This window comes from Limosilactobacillus mucosae (assembly GCF_013423865.1).
Taxonomy (GTDB): domain Bacteria; phylum Bacillota; class Bacilli; order Lactobacillales; family Lactobacillaceae; genus Limosilactobacillus; species Limosilactobacillus mucosae.
This window is the reverse complement of record NZ_CP058954.1, coordinates 440,290-456,455: the sequence shown is the minus strand read 5'-3', so window position 1 is coordinate 456,455 and position 16,166 is coordinate 440,290. Positions and strand designations below refer to the sequence as shown.

General features: G+C 45.0%; 16 protein-coding genes, 1 tRNA gene and 1 riboswitch. Of the genes, 3 read left to right on the top strand and 14 right to left on the bottom strand.

The features are described from left to right. Nucleotides 1–737: 737 nt before the first annotated feature. The 4 genes from H0G69_RS02045 to H0G69_RS02030 all read right to left on the bottom strand — a co-directional run bounded on the left by H0G69_RS02045 (nt 738) and on the right by H0G69_RS02030 (nt 2,310). Nucleotides 738–810, bottom strand: a tRNA-Glu gene (locus H0G69_RS02045). Between the two features lie 62 nt (nt 811–872). Then, nucleotides 873–1,202: a hypothetical protein gene (locus H0G69_RS02040; RefSeq protein WP_006500314.1), complete on the bottom strand. Its 330-nt coding sequence runs from the start codon at nt 1,200–1,202 to the stop codon at nt 873–875. Nucleotides 1,203–1,306: 104 nt separating this feature from the next. Next, complete coding sequence (locus tag H0G69_RS02035; RefSeq protein WP_180305073.1) at nt 1,307–1,675, bottom strand: hypothetical protein; 369 nt, start codon at nt 1,673–1,675, stop codon at nt 1,307–1,309. A gap of 80 nt (nt 1,676–1,755) precedes the next feature. Beyond that, a complete protein-coding gene (locus H0G69_RS02030) occupies nt 1,756–2,310 on the bottom strand; it encodes a folate family ECF transporter S component (RefSeq protein ID WP_180305072.1) in 555 nt (184 codons plus the stop codon). A 53-nt stretch (nt 2,311–2,363) separates the two neighbouring features. Beyond that, a riboswitch (THF riboswitch) is annotated at nt 2,364–2,457 on the bottom strand. A 173-nt stretch (nt 2,458–2,630) separates the two neighbouring features. On the opposite strand from H0G69_RS02030, the gene H0G69_RS02025 reads away from it, so the two are divergent. After that, nucleotides 2,631–3,485 carry an aldo/keto reductase gene (locus H0G69_RS02025; protein ID WP_180305071.1) on the top strand — a complete coding sequence of 285 codons (855 nt, stop codon included), beginning with the start codon at nt 2,631–2,633 and terminating at the stop codon, nt 3,483–3,485. A gap of 154 nt (nt 3,486–3,639) precedes the next feature. Then, nucleotides 3,640–4,365: a M57 family metalloprotease gene (locus H0G69_RS02020; RefSeq protein WP_240164362.1), complete on the top strand. Its 726-nt coding sequence runs from the start codon at nt 3,640–3,642 to the stop codon at nt 4,363–4,365. A 41-nt stretch (nt 4,366–4,406) separates the two neighbouring features. Here H0G69_RS02020 and H0G69_RS02015 read toward each other — a convergent pair whose 3' ends face one another. The 6 genes from H0G69_RS02015 to H0G69_RS01990 all read right to left on the bottom strand — a co-directional run bounded on the left by H0G69_RS02015 (nt 4,407) and on the right by H0G69_RS01990 (nt 9,791). Then, nucleotides 4,407–4,772 carry a DUF1304 domain-containing protein gene (locus H0G69_RS02015; protein ID WP_180305070.1) on the bottom strand — a complete coding sequence of 122 codons (366 nt, stop codon included), beginning with the start codon at nt 4,770–4,772 and terminating at the stop codon, nt 4,407–4,409. Nucleotides 4,773–4,884: 112 nt separating this feature from the next. Then, nucleotides 4,885–5,091 (bottom strand): hypothetical protein, encoded by a 207-nt coding sequence (locus H0G69_RS02010; RefSeq protein WP_006500319.1) that lies wholly within the window; start codon nt 5,089–5,091, stop codon nt 4,885–4,887. 3 nt (nt 5,092–5,094) lie between these two features. Further along, nucleotides 5,095–5,793 carry an MIP/aquaporin family protein gene (locus H0G69_RS02005; RefSeq protein WP_180305069.1) on the bottom strand — a complete coding sequence of 233 codons (699 nt, stop codon included), beginning with the start codon at nt 5,791–5,793 and terminating at the stop codon, nt 5,095–5,097. Between the two features lie 111 nt (nt 5,794–5,904). After that, complete coding sequence (locus H0G69_RS02000) at nt 5,905–7,266, bottom strand: glucose-6-phosphate isomerase (protein WP_180305068.1); 1,362 nt, start codon at nt 7,264–7,266, stop codon at nt 5,905–5,907. A 246-nt stretch (nt 7,267–7,512) separates the two neighbouring features. Next, nucleotides 7,513–8,796, bottom strand: a complete 1,284-nt coding sequence (locus H0G69_RS01995; RefSeq protein ID WP_180305067.1) for an oligosaccharide MFS transporter — start codon at nt 8,794–8,796, stop codon at nt 7,513–7,515. A gap of 17 nt (nt 8,797–8,813) precedes the next feature. Continuing rightward, the gene (locus tag H0G69_RS01990) at nt 8,814–9,791 is read right to left on the bottom strand and encodes a glycoside hydrolase family 43 protein (RefSeq protein ID WP_180305066.1); all 978 of its coding nucleotides are present in this window, start codon (nt 9,789–9,791) and stop codon (nt 8,814–8,816) included. A gap of 213 nt (nt 9,792–10,004) precedes the next feature. Between H0G69_RS01990 and H0G69_RS01985 the strand changes: the two genes are divergently transcribed. Then, nucleotides 10,005–10,898 (top strand): ArsR/SmtB family transcription factor, encoded by an 894-nt coding sequence (locus H0G69_RS01985; RefSeq protein ID WP_180305065.1) that lies wholly within the window; start codon nt 10,005–10,007, stop codon nt 10,896–10,898. Between the two features lie 133 nt (nt 10,899–11,031). On the opposite strand, the gene araA is transcribed toward H0G69_RS01985, so the two are convergent. The 4 genes from araA to H0G69_RS01965 all read right to left on the bottom strand — a co-directional run bounded on the left by araA (nt 11,032) and on the right by H0G69_RS01965 (nt 16,164). Beyond that, nucleotides 11,032–12,456 (bottom strand): L-arabinose isomerase, encoded by a 1,425-nt coding sequence (gene araA, locus H0G69_RS01980; protein ID WP_180305064.1) that lies wholly within the window; start codon nt 12,454–12,456, stop codon nt 11,032–11,034. Between the two features lie 143 nt (nt 12,457–12,599). Next, nucleotides 12,600–13,967 (bottom strand): sugar porter family MFS transporter, encoded by a 1,368-nt coding sequence (locus H0G69_RS01975; protein ID WP_180305063.1) that lies wholly within the window; start codon nt 13,965–13,967, stop codon nt 12,600–12,602. A gap of 222 nt (nt 13,968–14,189) precedes the next feature. Continuing rightward, nucleotides 14,190–15,272, bottom strand: coding sequence for a GntR family transcriptional regulator (locus tag H0G69_RS01970; RefSeq protein WP_180305062.1), 1,083 nt, complete (start codon nt 15,270–15,272; stop codon nt 14,190–14,192). A 160-nt stretch (nt 15,273–15,432) separates the two neighbouring features. Next, nucleotides 15,433–16,164, bottom strand: coding sequence for an L-ribulose-5-phosphate 4-epimerase (locus tag H0G69_RS01965; RefSeq protein WP_006500325.1), 732 nt, complete (start codon nt 16,162–16,164; stop codon nt 15,433–15,435). Nucleotides 16,165–16,166: the final 2 nt, after the last annotated feature.

Here is a 16,166-nt window from a genome sequence, read left to right as displayed (position 1 = left end):
TCAAGTCCTAAACAATCAGGATCCTTAAATTACCTACTATATCTTAATTTTTAACCGATTGTAGGTAACTGTATACTCAACTCACCTAGCTTTACCTACTTTAGGCCTTTTTTCCTTAGATAGTAGGTAAAAATGTATATTTTGGGTTTGTTTGAGCTAGACCGACTTTGTGAACTACCTACTATTGGGGGATTTTTCCCAAATAGTAGGTAATGTTAGGAGGGGCCTAACTCAATATACAATAATTTTTACCTACTTATACATCGCTTTTTTCGAAAATTAGGTAATGATATTTCCGTCATATGTTATGATGCAAAATTTTTGAATAACCTTTGCCATCAAATCAATAGTCACTTTATAATCCCTGCTGAATCAAACCCAGCCAAAGCCTAATTAATCACACTGCCATAAAAGACCGCGCTGCTCGTCATTAACATTACTGCTCGCTGTCGCAGCTGCTTTAAGATATCTATCATCCCATCGAAACCATTCAAAGTTTATGACTGCATCATTTAACCACGGTGCTGTCAATTTTACCGATCAGCACCGAGCAATCGCGTAATAGCGGGTATTTATCGAAATCGCCATCAACTTGGACTGTTCTGGAACGACTATCAGCCACTTATTTGCCATCGTTCTTTAGTTGCATCAATCATGCCTAGTTTAGTAAGTAAAAAAAGGTCAACGTACGAAAATCGCACATTGACCTTTTAAAATTATTAAGTTTTAATTTTGTATCACCCACACGGGGATCGAACCCGTAACTCCGCCTTGAGAGGGCGACGTCTTAACCAATTTGACCAGTGGGCAATAGTAACGTACATGTATTAGTTTACGTTACTATGATGGATTTTGTCAATCAATATTTTGAATTATTCATAAGAAAGTTCAATTAAATATACCGATTCGCGTGGAATATGCGACGTCGTAACCCAGACATCATGATATCCCGGAATATCACCACGCGTCTGCTGGTAGAAATAATCTAACAGCTCGCCATTTTTGGCAACGAATTCCGGCGCCAACCGATTAACCATTAATTTACTGTCTGGAAAATAAAAATCAGAATCAGCGATCTTCAAATTATCGGGAATCGTAATCGAAATCGCATTTGAATAGAGTGGCATCCGCGTTTTGATCAACTCGGGATGATGATTGATCTTGGACAAAACGTAGTACAAAGTATCAGAATTACTGGCCATCTTATCGCTTCCTTATTCTCTCTTCTCTTAATTTCACCACTGCATTTCATTTTAGCAGAAAGGGCTAAAAAAAGTTAAGTCATTCCTCCAACCGTCTGTCATAATTATTTAACGAAATGTCGAATCAGCCAATTAACCAGCCATAAAAATAGGCCATAAGCTGCAGTCCCCAGTATGATCAGTCCCAGCCAGATCACAGTCTCTTTTTTCAGCTGACCTGAAGCAGCAATCATTGCCGCTGCGCTCATACCACCAAGCAATGCGTATGTTCCCACCGTCATCAAAAGGCTTTTTTTAGAGTTGATCCTCTCTAGCAGCCAGTCAAGATAATACCATTGAATCAAGGCAACCAAGCTAATAACAGCTATTATTTTCCAAAAACCAAGCGGCGGTGGAAAATCTGCTCCCAGCATCGCTATTCCGAGACTGCCAATAATAAAGACAGCCGTTTCACTGATTTTAATTTTTTTCATAACCAAATTCTCCAATATAATCAAAGGCAATCAAAAAGCATGATTCTGACCATCATCAAAATCATGCTCCTACTGCTATTTTAATCAAAAGTCGTCTTGAGACCAGCCCGTTCAACCGCCTTTAAAAGCGTTAAGACGATCAATGCCTCAATTGGCCAGGAGATAACCTCTTTGGGTAGTCGTACCATCAATAGTGCCATAAAAGACATCGCACTGCTGCTCTGCCCTATTCCCATCAAATAGAGCCAAAGTGTCGTAAAAAAGACATTAGTAATCAGAATCTGGCAAAATTCATAAATCAGGATTCGCCGCCAGTTGATCTGCTGCTGATATAAGAACATCCCGGCAATTATTCCTGAAATCGCGGCTGATAGAGTGAAACCAGGAAAAAACATGGCCCCAGAGCTCAACAGCGTATTACTGATCAGGTCGTTGATAATCATTGACAGCGCGCCAATCCATGGTCCCAGTAAAAAGCCAATCAGTGCCGTGGCAATAAAGCCTAAACCAATCTTTAAGACTGCCGGATCACCAATCGACAGCTTCTCCAAAATAATCTGCAGCGCGATCAGCATTGCTGCCAGCGCCATTCTCTTAGTATCAAACTTGGGACCGTGCAGTGACAATATTTTCATAATCAACATCTCCCTAAATTTTTTGTTAGGGATCAACATTGACCATGGTCTCCGGTGGTGAATGCGGAAAATACAAGCAGCCGCAGCTTCCTTCCGGTTTCCACATTCCGCTCCACCGGACAATAACTCATATTTTCCTACCCCAACGCTTGATATTGTACGACTTAAAGCTTTATTTTTCAACATTTGATCTAATATCATTCGTATTTTAATCCAGATGATAATTTAGACATTCGAGATTGGATTTACTCATAAATTACCTGACAACTTAGCGTATAATTTAGTTAGCTTATTTTTACAGCAAAGAAAGGATTTTAAAAATGGCCACTCAAATCAGCAATCAATTTTTAACCCTGGCAGATGGCAACCGAATGCCACAAGAAGGTTTTGGATTATACAAAATCACGGATGAAAAGGAAGCCGTCAACGCCATTAAGTGGGCATACGAAACCGGTTACCGTTTATTTGATACGGCGCAGATGTATGAAAATGAAGAATTCGTCGGTGAGGGTCTGCGGCAGCTGTCCGCACCACGTGAAAGCTATTTTGTTACGACCAAGGTTTCAGAAGCCAACCAAGGCTACGACCAAACCAAACAGTCGGTTGTCAGCTCATTAAAAAAGCTTGGCCTAGATTACGTTGACCTACTTTTGATCCACTGGCCGGTTCACCAACACTTCTTTGAAACCTGGCGAGCCTTTGAAGACTTGAAGGCAGAAGGATTGGTACGTTCGATTGGCGTTTCCAACTACGGCATGGTGCATTTGGAATATCTGGCAACCAAAGCGCGCGAAATGCCGGTTTTAGATCAATTGGAGGTTCATCCCTGGCTAACGGAAAAACCAATGCTTAAGTTCAATGCCGAACACAACATCATTACGCAGGCCTGGAGCCCACTTGGCCGCGGTAAGCGTCTGGATGATCCAGTGCTGCTTAAATTAGCTGCGGCACACGGAAAAACGCCTGCTCAGATTATCCTGCGCTGGCATCTGCAAAACGGCATTGCCATCATTCCAAAATCCGTTCATCAAGACCGCATCGAAGCCAATGCCGATATTTTTGACTTTAAGCTATCACCAGCCGAAATGCAGCAGATTGACGCTTTGAACACCAATCACCGCATCAGTAAGGAACCAGAAATGGTCTACGAATTTGGCTACCAATATCCATATTAATCTTTAATCGTCATTAGACAGCGTGGTGCAGAGTTTTTCTGCACCATGCTGTTTTAAGATCTCTTAAATTTCGTGTTAGGCTGTCTTCAAATTAGACGTCACTGAGGCAAAAAGGTAAAATAACCTTACAACTGCCGTAAAGGAGGGAATCGCCATGCGACGCTTTTTTAGCACCATCATGCTTTATGCCGTTATCCTGATTGGCTTTAGCTGGGTCTATCATAATAACGACAATGCACGGGCTGCAGTAAATCGAATCGCCTATGTCGCGCAGGCCAACTTTCAGCAGCTAAAGAGTCGCGTGACTGGTCAAAAAGCAACCACTACCGCTTCAGCCAAGACGCAGCAGACCAGCAGCGATTCAGATTCGGTCAGTGGTCGCTGGAAGAAAACAACGGCCACCGTCTATGTCAGCTATGAAAACCAGACGCTGCAGCAGGCCGCCTTGGATGCAATCGCCAAATGGAACGCTACCGGAAGCTTTAAGTTCACGCAGACCAGCAGCAGAAAAAATGCCGATATCGTAATGACAACCATGAGCAAAGACAACGATGCCGCTGGAATGACTCAGATGAGCGTTGATTCATTAACCGGCTATTTCGTTCATGGCACGGTCTACCTAAATACCGCCTACCTGCTTGATCCTTCCTATGGCTATACCATGGAACGAATCGTCAACACGGCTGAGCACGAATTGGGACATGCTATTGGGCTGCAGCATACCAATGACATCTCAGTCATGCAGCCAGCCGGATCGCTCTATACCATCCAGCAGCGTGACATTGATGCCGTCAACGAGCTTTACAGCAGCCAGGCCAGCTCCAGCAGCGCAACCAGTTCTAGCATCAAAACCTCAACTCAAAACGTCGCTGCCAATTAAAAAATCGCTAAGATTGATCAACCAATCTTAGCGATTTTATTTTATGCCAGCACACAGCAGACCGCAGCCAGAACTGCCGGCAGCATCTGCATTGCCCAAACCTTTTTGCCAACCGTCAGACCGCCATAAAAAGCAACGACAATAACAAAGCTCAACAGCAACAGCCACACTTTAATCAAAACGGTGCCGCTAAAAAGCCAATAGCTGATGATTAAAGACAGACCCAGCATACCGTTATAGATGCCTTGATTGGCAAATGACACCCGTGCTTCTTTTTGACTAACGTATTCTTCTGACAGTCCAAATGCCTTGGCCTGTTTAGCGGGACTGGCAAACATTTCCAATCCCATAATCCCCAGATGCTCAATTCCAACCAGCATCGTTAGCACCATTGCTAAAATTTCCATGAATATCCCCCATTGATTAAATGTCTAGCTAATTATTGCAAGAAACCTGGATAAGCGCAAGCAATTAAGAATGCAAAACGCGCCTGCTGCCAGTGGCAAACGAGCGCGTTTTTTATTTAAGATGTCGATAGATGTGAAACAGCCAAAGCCAGGTGCCAAGCAAAAAAACACAGTAGCCGGCACTAAGCCAGGCCAGCCAATGAATGAACGGCAAGACTCGCAAAGCCGCGATGACATAAAAGCAGATTGTCAATACGCACCAGATCGCCAGCCTGTTTTGCACCCGTTCCAGTTCAGCCTGCAGCTTTTCTTTTTTCATGATTTATTTCACCGTCATTTGCAAAAGCGTTGCCAATAAAGCCCCGGCTAACGGTCCCAGCATCGGTACCCAGGCATAGTCCCACATTGCCCTTGATTTGTTCGGTACTGGAATGATCGTATAGGCCAAACGCGGTCCCCAGTCACGAGCCGGATTCAGCGCAAAGCCAGTCGTCGTCCCCAAGCCGGCCCCAATTACAAAGATCACCAGCCCAACAACGACCGGTTTTAACCCAGTCGTAAAATCCCCTAGATTATAAAGCACCAGCATAAAGACAAACGTCGCAATCAACTCGCTCAAAAAGTTGAACAGATTGCTGCGAATCCCAGGAACGGTTGAAAAAATACCGATATTGTTGTGCTTAGGATCCTTGGTCGCCTTAAAATGCGGCCAAAATTGGATCATGACTAAAACAGCACCCAAAAACGCTCCTAAGAACTGCCCAACCAGATAAGGCGCCACCTGCGACCAGGGAAAGGTTCCAGCTACGGCAAAAGCAATAGTGACCGCGGGATTTAGATGTCCCTGCGCACCAAACGAAGCCGCCACGTAGACTCCCATAGTTACGGCAATCCCCCAGGCAAACGTTACATAGAACCAGTCGCTTTGACCATGCGCCATCGTCTTATTTAGATTCAGGCCTGCACCAACACCGCATCCCAAAACGATCAGTGTCAGCGTACCCAAAAATTCTCCCAGCATTTAAAATTCTCCTTAATTAAATGGTTTTAATAATTTAATATTTAGTTTTCAAAACTATATCTATTAAATTAAAAAACGCCATTCGCCAGTCCCAGCGAATGACGCGAAAAATTATTTTTCGTTTTCCTTCATTTGTGCGCGCAATTGATCGCCAACTGCCTCAAAACCAGGCTTGCCCAACAGACCAAACATGTTCGTCTTGTAGGCCTCAACGCCCGGCTGGTTGAATGGGTTGATCCCGTTTAAGTAGCCGGAAATGCCCATGGCAACCTCAAAGAAGTAGATCAAACTGCCCAGCGTGTATTCATCTTCACGTGGAATGTGTACCGTCATAACTGGTACGCCACCGGCATTGTGCGCAGCAACCACGGCTTGGTAGGCCTTGGTGTTGACCCAGTCCATGTTCTTGCCTTGCAGGTAGGCCAAACCATCCAGATCGTTTTCAGCTGCTGGAATCGTAACGTCATGGTTTGGCGTATCCAGCTTAACAACCGTTTCCATCAGGTTGCGCATACCTTCTTGAATGTATTGACCAAGCGAGTGCAGATCAGTCGTGAAGTTGGCACTGGATGGGTAAATACCTTTTTGGTCCTTACCTTCAGATTCACCAGCCAATTGCTTCCACCATTCGGCAAACATCGTCATGTTTGGCTCGTAGTTTTCCAGCAGTTCGGTCGTGTAGCCCTTGCGATACAAAATGTTACGGTAGGCTGCGTATTGGTAGGCCTCGTTTTGCGTCAGGTCTGGGTTGGTGTATGACTTTTCAGCATCAGCAGCCCCAGCCATCAGTTGGTCGATGTCGGCACCAGAAACGGCAATCGGCAGCAAGCCAACAGCACTCAAAACTGAGTAGCGGCCACCAACGCCATCTGGAATTACAAAGGTTTCCCAACCGGCATCGTCAGCTTCAGTCTTTAAAGCGCCGCGCTTGGCATCGGTCGTAGCATAGATGCGCTTGTTGGCACCGGCTTCACCATACTTCTTGACCAGCAGCTCACGGAAAATCCGGAAGGCAATGGCTGGCTCCGTGGTCGTACCAGACTTGGAGACCACGTTAACCGAAAAGTCGCGGTCGCCGATCAGCTTAACCAGATCATGCAAATAAGATGAACTCAGTGAGTTACCGGCAAACAGAACCAGTGGGAACTTGCGATCAGCTGGCTTTTGTGAGTAGTAGAACGAGTCGTGCAGAAAATCAATGGCCATCCGCGTACCCAGGTATGAGCCGCCGATCCCGATTACGACCAGGACTTCTGAATCTGATTGAATCTTTTGCGCCGCCTTTTTGATGCGATCAAATTCTTCATGATCATATTCCGTTGGCAGATGCAGCCAGTCGCGGAAGTCGGCACCGGCCCCCGTCCCGTTGCGCAGCTCGCTGTCGGCCGCGTTGACCATCGCCTGCATTTCGCCCAGTTCGTTTTCGTGCACGAACTTCTTCAGTGCACTGGCGTCAAATGAAATTTGCGTCATTAAAAAAACACTTCTTTCCTTAAATCTATCCAACATATGATTTCACAATAAAATAATAGCCGATTGTGGAGCCGGTTTCAATGCTGATCTGGGACTTGTCACTATTAATGAAATCGTTAATAAGCATTATGCTTGTAAAACACACGGTTGCGCAAATAAATATAAAAAAACTAATCTCAAAAAGCGCCACCCTTCAAATGGCGACGCTTTAAGCAATCAGAGTGTTGATTCAGTTAAGCGGATTGATTATTTTGACGTGCCTGCATTAGCTGGAGCACTGATTTCACCGGCTTGAACTTTATCTTCTTTCTTTAAGCCAAATGCACAGATGATCGTAACGACTAAAACGATTGCCCCCAAAATATAGTAGGTGTGCTGGAAGCCAAATGCATCGTACCACTTACCTGCTAAAGTCGAAAAGACAAAGACCGAAATTTGCTTGGCAAAATTAGACGCTAGCGCATAAACTGTCGCATACAGTCGCAAATCAAATGAACCGGAGATGTACTTCATGATTGAAACCAAAACCAGTGGCATTTCAAAACCAGCCAACAGCCGTAAAACAATGACCCAGACAACCGATGGCGACATTGCAGAACCAATAATCCGCACACCTAGGATCAAGCCATAGATAATCAGGCCGTTTTTTGAACCAATCTTATTGATAATGTAAGGCATTGGAATCATCAACAGAAATTCAAGTGCCGTCTGCGTACTGGTCATGTAGCTGTATGCCAGTGTCCCTTGAGCCGCAGTATGGAAAAAGCTCTTGAAAAAGATAATAAATTGCTGATCAAAAACATCATAGATTGCTGAAGTTCCAATATAAAACAGCGAAAGGTACCAGAAATTCTTTAACTTAAAAATCGAACCCAGCTGCTTCATATTTAATTGTGAGGAAGTCTTGTCAACACCAACGGCAGCCAGATTATCAAGGTGAATCTTATCACTAAAGACCAAGCAACATGTCAGGATCACTGCTGAAACCGTGCAGGCCCAAAAGATTGAGTTGGGGCTCCACAAAAACAGCCGACCACCAATCAGAGAAGCAATTGCACCGGCCAGCGAGCCACCCATTCTGGAGTGACCATATTCAAATTTATTAGTCAGACTGGCCCGCTGAACGTATTGCTCAATTACCGAAACCCCACCATTTAAGATAAAGCTAAGATAGATCCCGGTTACAAAACCAACCAGTGCCGTATTCACCTTTAATAATGGATGAAAGACCCATTGGAAATATGGACCGACTAAAATCATCCCGATTGCAATCGTGATTACCAGGTTCTTTTTCATTACCAAACGGTCGGAGATAACCCCAAAGATTGGTTGGAAGATTAAAGAAACCCCTGACATCATCGAAAAGACGAACCCAGCTTGAACACCATTGAAATGGGCTTCTTGTTCAAGCCAAAGCGTCAAATAGCCAAAAACGATTGCCCAAGTAAAGAAGTAGGTAAAGTGCGTAATTGGAAAGCCCCAAAAATCCTTGGTTGCATGCTTTTTAGGCGTTGTTTGTTCATTATTCATGATAATTCCACCTCAATCTAATCGTAGTTATATGGAACTGGTTTGCCAAAGTTTGGCGTACCATCGTCATTCCAATCAAAAGGCTTGACCAACGTATGGCGATTTGGATCATACAGAGGGTCGCCCTTGATTTCGGTATAGTCGCGGCAGTGATATACCATCAGATCAGTTTTACCGTCTTCGGCAACCGTAAATGAATTGTGTCCCGGTCCATACTGGTGTGTCGTCAGGTCACTTTGAAAGACTGGTTCTTTAGACTTGCTCCAGTTGTCTGCATTTAAAAGATCAGCCTCATCAGAGCAGGTCAGCATCCCCATTGCATAGTTTTCATCGGTTGCACTGGCAGAATAGGTCATAAAGAAGCGGCCGTTGCGGTGAATAACGGCTGGTCCCTCGTTAACCCAAAAGCCACGGATCTCCCAATCATATTCTGGTTTTGAAATCATGACCGGTTTAGTAGCCAGCGTCCAGGGATTTTTCATTTTAGCGATATAGAGATTAGAATTGCCGCGAATGGCTGGATCTTTTTGTGCCCAGACATAGTAGTGGTCACCTTGCCAATCAAATTCGGTAGCATCTAAAGAGAAGGTGTCCTTATCCGTCTTGATCTGCCCTTTTTCAATCCATTTTTCTTCGGCACAGACAGGATCTTCCTGATCGCATTCGATGCAAAACATACGATGTTGGAACATGCCATTATTATCAAATTCTTTGGTATGTGAAGCCGCGAAGTAGATGTACCATTTGCCATCAATAAAATGAATCTCTGGTGCCCAAATCAACTGGCTCATTGGACCACTGCCGTCAGGGTGCTTGCGCCAAACCGTTCTTGGTGCAGCATGCGCAAGTCCTTCCAAAGTTCTTGCTCGTCGAATCTCAATCCGATCATATGATGGTACGGAAGCCGTAAAGTAGTAATAGCCATCAGTGTGCTTATAGATATATGGATCCGCACGCTGAATGATTAGTGGTGCCGTATAGGCCAATTTACTCATTGATAATTCCTCCTAAAACATTTGTCCGGTTAACCTTCTATAATGTAACCGATTTCCATAAAACTTCATATAATATTTTTAATATTTATCCGCATAAATTATTGATAAACAATATTTTAATTGGCTATAATCAATATCGCAGGCAATATGCAGCGTTTGCACAACCTTTTCATTGATTGTTTTTAAGGATTAATCATCTAAGGAGTTTTTTGTATGGAAACATCCATTTCAAACGACTGGCTACCAGTCTATAAAGCATTGGCAAACCCTATTAGACTTCAGATTATTCAACTGCTGGCGAGAAAGGCCCAAAGCATTTCCGCGCTAGCTGCTCAGCTGGGCGTCAGTGAAACGATTACTGCTAAACACCTTAATCAGCTAGCTGCAACCGGAATCGTCTCATTCTCGCATCAAGGACACTTTAAGATCGCCAAGCTGCAGGTTGACCAGATCAATATTAAGTTTCCCAATATCATCTACCCTTCTTATAATGCCTATACGGTTAAGATTCCCGTTGGTCACTATACCAATTTCTCAGTTGCTCCCTCATGCGGTTTGGCAGGAAGAGACGGCTATATTGGCCGCGTTGATCATCCATCATATTTCATGGATCCGCAGCGCATCTTTGCCGGCATGATCTGGTGGAACAATGGTTTTGTTGAATACCAGTTTCCTAACCATCTGAACAGTCATGATCAGCTGCGAATGATTGACATTACAGCCGAACTGGGCTCAGAATTTCCGTTTTCCAACAATAACTGGCCTTCTGACATCACTGTTTCGCTTAATAGCGTTCCATTAGGCTACTGGACCAGCCCAGGCGACTTTTCAGACGTCCATGGCAAATACACGCCAGCCTGGGTTCCAAGCAATGTCAATCAGTATGGCTTGCAAAAAGTCTTTCGTATTACCGATCATGGCTCCTATCTTGACGGTGAGCCATGGTCCAAGGTTTCGCTAAGTGATCTCCCTTATCAAAATGATCGTTTCACTCTGCGCTTTGAGATTCAGAATTTTGCAACGCATAAAGGCGGCTGTACGATTTTTGGCAAGGGTTTTGGAAACTATAATCAAGACATTGAGGTGAAGGTCTATTCAGCCGACTGATCAAACAACGTCTAAAAAGCCGCCCAGCAGATAAGCTGAGCGGCTCTTTAGTTTTAGATACACAGTAATTAAGATTTTGATTTTGAGTGGCTAGGATTGTTCAGAGCAGAGGATAAGCAAAGAGTTATAAGAATTATTCGGCATATTCAACATTGCATTCAAGCATCTTGAACAAGTCCTTGATCTGCTGTGGCTTAATGGTAAAGCTCAAGATCGTGTGGTGACCGCCACCGGCATGCATCCAGAATTCGGCCCCATCACGCAGACCAGTCGTTGGCGTCCATAATTGCTTGGCAACTGGCAGATGTGGCGTTTCCTTTTCTGGCTTGTGGCAGTCAACGCTGTAACCGATGATCTTGTAACCATCACGGAAGTCAGAGAGCGTAACGTCAATGGCCTTGCCTTCTGAACCGGTAAATACCAGCCGTGCCGGATCATCCTTGCCGCCAATGTCGAGTGGGTGTACCTCAACGCGTGGCTTATCAGAGGCAATGGTTGGATCAACTTCCAGCATGTGCGAGCCAAGGATAGCTTCGTGACCATGACGCAGATCCAGCGTGTAGTCTTCCATAAAGGCCGTCTTTTCATTGTTGGACAGAATCTTCAGCAGCCGATCCATTCCGGCCGTCTTCCAGTCACCTTCTGCCCCAAAGCCATAGCCATCCCGCATCAGCATTTGCGAAGCCAGACCTGGCAATTGCTTTAAGCCGTGCAGATCTTCAAAGTTGGTGGTAAAGGCCGTGTAACCCTTGTCATCCATGAACTTCTTGATGGCAAGATATTCACGCAGCTGGTAGCGAACCGATTCAACGTACTTTTCATGATCGTTGTCGCCTTCTACCATTTCGTATTGTTCTTCAAGTTTCTTGTATTCAGCATCGATGTCTTTTTCATCAACGGCATCAACATATTCAACCAAGTCGCCAACTGGCCAGTAGTCAACGGTCCAGCCCAGACGGATCTCGGCTTCAACCTTGTCGCCTTCCGTAACGGCAACATTACGCATCGTATCGCCAAAACGAACGATCTTGAGCTTAAAGCTTTCATTGTAGGCAACGGCAACCATTTGCCAATCAGCGATCTCTTGTTGAACGTCTTCATCGCCCCAGTAGCCGTAAACGATCTTGTTGCCCTTGTTAAGGCGCGCGTTGATGTAGGCATATTCACGATCACCATGAGCCGATTGATTCAGGTTCATGTAGTCAAAGTCGATCGTATCATATGGAATATTGTTCAGATATTGCGTAGCCAGGTGCAGCAGCGGCTTTTGCAGCAGGCGCGTACCGCGAATCCAGTTTTTGGCTGGCGAGAAAGTGTGCATCCAGGTAACTACCCCGGCAACCTTGTCGTTGTAGTTGGCATCCTTCATAAATTGCGTAATGCCTTCTGCCGTGGTCATAACGCCCTTAAAGACGATTGGGTAGGGGAGCTTGCCCGAAGCATTTAATTTATCGACAATGTCTTGAGCATCTTTGGCAACTGACTTTAATTGTTCTTCACCGTACAGGAATTGTGAGCCGGCAACGAACCAAAATTCATAGTCTGAAATCTTTAACATAAGTTTGATCTCCTTTTACAAGAAGTTTTAGTCTGCTAAGCTGCTGAAAACGGTTTAAGCAGCTTGTGTGATAAGAATAGCTTATTTGTCCGTACAATTCAATTACTTTTATCAAAAATCATCTGATGAATTACCGAATGCCGCTAGTGAGCTTTCTTAGCTTCCGATTTAGCCAGATGTTCCCGCAAGCCTGCTTCGATTTCTTCCAGCGACTTACCACGCGTTTCAATAAAGTACTTGTGCGTGAACCAGACACAGATGAAACAGATGATCCCATAAGTAATAAAGGTATTTGACAAGCCCATGGCACTAAGCATGGATGGGAAGGTCAGCGAGACCAGCATGTCGGCAATCCAGTTGGTAGCCGATGCCAAAGAAGTCCCCAACCCACGAATATTCAATGGGAAGACTTCACCGATCAGAACCCAGGTGATTGGAGCCCAAGTACATGCGTAAAAGGCAACGTAAACGGTCAAGCAGATGGCACTGACATAAGCAGCCGCCTTGCCGCCAGCATTGAAGTGCAGGATCCCTGCCATGATAAACAGTGACAGTCCCATACCGGTAGCACCGACACACAGCATCTTCTTACGGTCAACGTGGTCCATCATCAGCATAGCGACAACCGTTACGATAACGTTGATCGTCCCGATACCAATGTGGGCAAGCAGAGCAGCTGCAACACCCCAGCCAACCTTGGTAAAGATAGTTGGTGCATAAAAGACGACTGAGTTAGAACCAATGATCTGTTGAAAGATTGCCGCGCCCAGACCAGTAATCAGAGCGGGACGAACCAGTGGACTGAACAGTTCCTTCCAGCCACCAGCTTTTTGCTTGGCCTGTTCATGAATTTCTTTTAATGAGTTGTCAACGGCAGCCTTGTCGCCTTTGTTGGTGTTCATCAAGACGGCCCGTGCTTCATCTTCCTTACCGATCTTAACTAAGAAACGAGGCGATTCTGGCAGGAAGAATGAACCAATAAACAGAATAAATGCAGGTAAGGCAGCAAAGCCAAGCATCCAGCGCCAGCCAGTGTACATGCCTTCAAACGTGTAGTTCAAAATGTAGGCCAGCAGAATCCCAATCATGACCATCAGCTGGAACATCGTCGCTACGGCACCATGAATCTTTTTAGGTGCCAATTCGTGCAGATAAGCTGGAATCAAGGCTGAGGTGATCCCAACCCCGATCCCTAAGATGATCCGCGTCACTAGTAAAGTCCAATACTCTGGTGCAAAGCCAGATCCTAAAGCCCCAATCGCAAAGATAATCGAAGCCCAGATCAGCAGTTTGCGCCGGCCATACTTGTCCAAAAACTTAGACGTACCTAAAGCACCCAGCGTCGCACCGATCAAAACTGAACTGACGACCCAGCCCTGCTGCCAAGAGTTAAGATGCAGCTGCTTTTGAATGAATAGGATCGCCCCAGAAACCGAGGCAATGTCATACCCAAACAACAGTCCACCCAACGCCCCAAACGTATAGATGAAGCCGTTTGATACTTTCTTCATAATAAATCCATCTCCCAATAATGGTTGTTGTCCCATTACGACTATCAGCTTTTTGAAACCGTTTCCCGGAAAACGCTTACGATTACTATTATATGTTTTTGTCCGTATAAGTCAATACAGATTTCATTTTTTATACGCAATATTTTTATAGATAAATAATAAATGCCGAACAAAAAGCTGTCTGCAGTATTTTGCAGACAGCCGCAATCAATTCAGCCATTATTAGTTTAATTTACGTACTGAATCATTAAAAATCAGTTTGGCATCATATTCAATCGGCTTAACCTCTTCACCATCGATCAGACTCATGATCATCCGGCCGGCATCCAGTCCCATTTTTTCTTTAGGGTGTTCGATCGTAGTTAAACGTGGTGAGAAGTAGCGTCCTAAAACATAGTCGTCAAAGCCAACGATGCTGACGTCTTCTGGAATCTTCAAACCAGCCGAGCGTACCACGTCCATGACTTGAATTGCCAAGGCATCATTGTAGCAGACGATTGCCGTTGGATGATCAGGCCGTTCCATAATTTGCGTCACGCGCTGAAAAATCCGATTCATATCCTGCCCTGATTGATACATAACCGTTTCACTCAAATACGAGATGTCAGGATATTCCATATAGGCATTGATAAAACCCTCCATCCGCCGCGTTCCCTGCAGATCATCAACCTGAAAAATACCCAAAATTCGCTTGTGGCCTTGTTTGATCAAATACTTAGTCATCTCGTATTCAGCTTTTTTATCCTTGATTTCCAAATAAGGCGCCTGCAGCTGCGGGTAGTGGGCGTTGATAAAGACCATTGGCAAATGACTCTGGGCGATTTTTTGATAAAGATCCATATTGGTATTGGCCAGTGCACTTTGCGTCGGTTCCACGATCAGTCCAGCAATCTGCGTATCAAGCAGCCGCTCCAGACTGCGCCGTTCATTTTCTCTTTGGTTGTGCGTATTGCCGACAATCAAAGAATACCCATGCGCGGAAATGATTCGGTCAATCCCGCTGATGATGTTGGGAAAGATATAGTCAACCATATGCGTCGTCACCAACCCGATCATTTTATTGTTGGCTTTAGGCGGCTGTTGGCTGTCCTGCCAATCATCAACATACATGCCGCCACCTTGGATTCGGTAGACGTAATGCGCGTTCTGCAGCTCGCTGATTGCCCGTCTGACCGTATAGCGGCTGACGCCAAACGTTTCCATCAGGTTTGATTCCGTGGGCAGCTTGTCGCCGACTTGATACTTGCCGGACTCGATCTCTTTTTGAATTGCTTTTCTGATAATTTCATATTTAATCTCTGCCATTGAACCAGCCTCTTATGTCTTTCATTGTAATGATGATTAATTCTTATTTTACGATAGTTTTAGTAATTTTATATTATTTTTAAGCAATAAAAATCCCGCCAATTCGCATTCACGGCGTAATCTTGGCGGGAATTCGTTCAATGTCTAGCGTCAGGCGTAATTAGTTTTCACGCTTGGCATGATCCTTAGAGTGCGCGTTGTTTTGACCGTAGTAGGCATTGGCGCCGTGCTTGCGGTAATAATGCTTGTCCAATAGATACTGCGGCAATTCCAGATTTTGACGCGTCAATTGCATGGCGTGATAGTCTTCTTCAGCTACGACTTCCAGCACCTTGGCATTGTAGACGGCCTTGTCTGGCGTTGGTCCCCAGGCAAATGGCCCGTGCTGGGAAACCAATGCGGCCGGTGTTGCTTCATAGTCCAAGCCGCGTTCTTTAAACGTCCGCACGATCGTCTTGCCCGTGTTGCCTTCGTAGTCTTCTTCGATTTCTTCTTTGGTCAGAGCATCGGCGGCTGGCACGTCGGTATAGAAGGTGTCCGCGTGTGTCGTGTTTAAGGCTGGAACATCCATATTAGCTGCCGCAAACGAAACAGCCCATGGTGAATGGGTGTGGACGATTCCACCAATCTTTGGAAAATGATTGTACAGATAAGTGTGCGTCGGCGTGTCAGAAGATGGGTTCATGTCCCCTTCTACGACTTCGCCTTTCAAGTTGACGACAACCATGTCTTCTGGCTTCAGTTCGTCGTATGGCACTCCAGATGGCTTGATGACGTACAGACCCTTTTCACGATCGATTCCTGAAACGTTGCCCCACGTAAACGAAACCAGTCCCAGCTTAGGCAGCTGCATGTTGGCTTCATAGACTTCTTGTTTTAATTCTTCAAGCATAT

Excerpts from the sequence above, each read along its gene's own strand:
- H0G69_RS02040 (WP_006500314.1), bottom strand. The coding sequence starts at position 1,202 with ATGGCCAGTAATTCTGATACTTTGTACTACGTTTTGTCCAAGATCAAT.
- H0G69_RS02035 (WP_180305073.1), bottom strand. The coding sequence starts at position 1,675 with ATGAAAAAAATTAAAATCAGTGAAACGGCTGTCTTTATTATTGGCAGT.
- H0G69_RS02030 (WP_180305072.1), bottom strand. The coding sequence starts at position 2,310 with ATGAAAATATTGTCACTGCACGGTCCCAAGTTTGATACTAAGAGAATG.
- H0G69_RS02025 (WP_180305071.1), top strand. The coding sequence starts at position 2,631 with ATGGCCACTCAAATCAGCAATCAATTTTTAACCCTGGCAGATGGCAAC.
- H0G69_RS02020 (WP_240164362.1), top strand. The coding sequence starts at position 3,640 with ATGCGACGCTTTTTTAGCACCATCATGCTTTATGCCGTTATCCTGATT.
- H0G69_RS02015 (WP_180305070.1), bottom strand. The coding sequence starts at position 4,772 with ATGGAAATTTTAGCAATGGTGCTAACGATGCTGGTTGGAATTGAGCAT.
- H0G69_RS02010 (WP_006500319.1), bottom strand. The coding sequence starts at position 5,091 with ATGAAAAAAGAAAAGCTGCAGGCTGAACTGGAACGGGTGCAAAACAGG.
- H0G69_RS02005 (WP_180305069.1), bottom strand. The coding sequence starts at position 5,793 with ATGCTGGGAGAATTTTTGGGTACGCTGACACTGATCGTTTTGGGATGC.
- H0G69_RS02000 (WP_180305068.1), bottom strand. The coding sequence starts at position 7,266 with ATGACGCAAATTTCATTTGACGCCAGTGCACTGAAGAAGTTCGTGCAC.
- H0G69_RS01995 (WP_180305067.1), bottom strand. The coding sequence starts at position 8,796 with ATGAATAATGAACAAACAACGCCTAAAAAGCATGCAACCAAGGATTTT.
- H0G69_RS01990 (WP_180305066.1), bottom strand. The coding sequence starts at position 9,791 with ATGAGTAAATTGGCCTATACGGCACCACTAATCATTCAGCGTGCGGAT.
- H0G69_RS01985 (WP_180305065.1), top strand. The coding sequence starts at position 10,005 with ATGGAAACATCCATTTCAAACGACTGGCTACCAGTCTATAAAGCATTG.
- araA (WP_180305064.1), bottom strand. The coding sequence starts at position 12,456 with ATGTTAAAGATTTCAGACTATGAATTTTGGTTCGTTGCCGGCTCACAA.
- H0G69_RS01975 (WP_180305063.1), bottom strand. The coding sequence starts at position 13,967 with ATGAAGAAAGTATCAAACGGCTTCATCTATACGTTTGGGGCGTTGGGT.
- H0G69_RS01970 (WP_180305062.1), bottom strand. The coding sequence starts at position 15,272 with ATGGCAGAGATTAAATATGAAATTATCAGAAAAGCAATTCAAAAAGAG.
- H0G69_RS01965 (WP_006500325.1), bottom strand. The coding sequence starts at position 16,164 with ATGCTTGAAGAATTAAAACAAGAAGTCTATGAAGCCAACATGCAGCTG.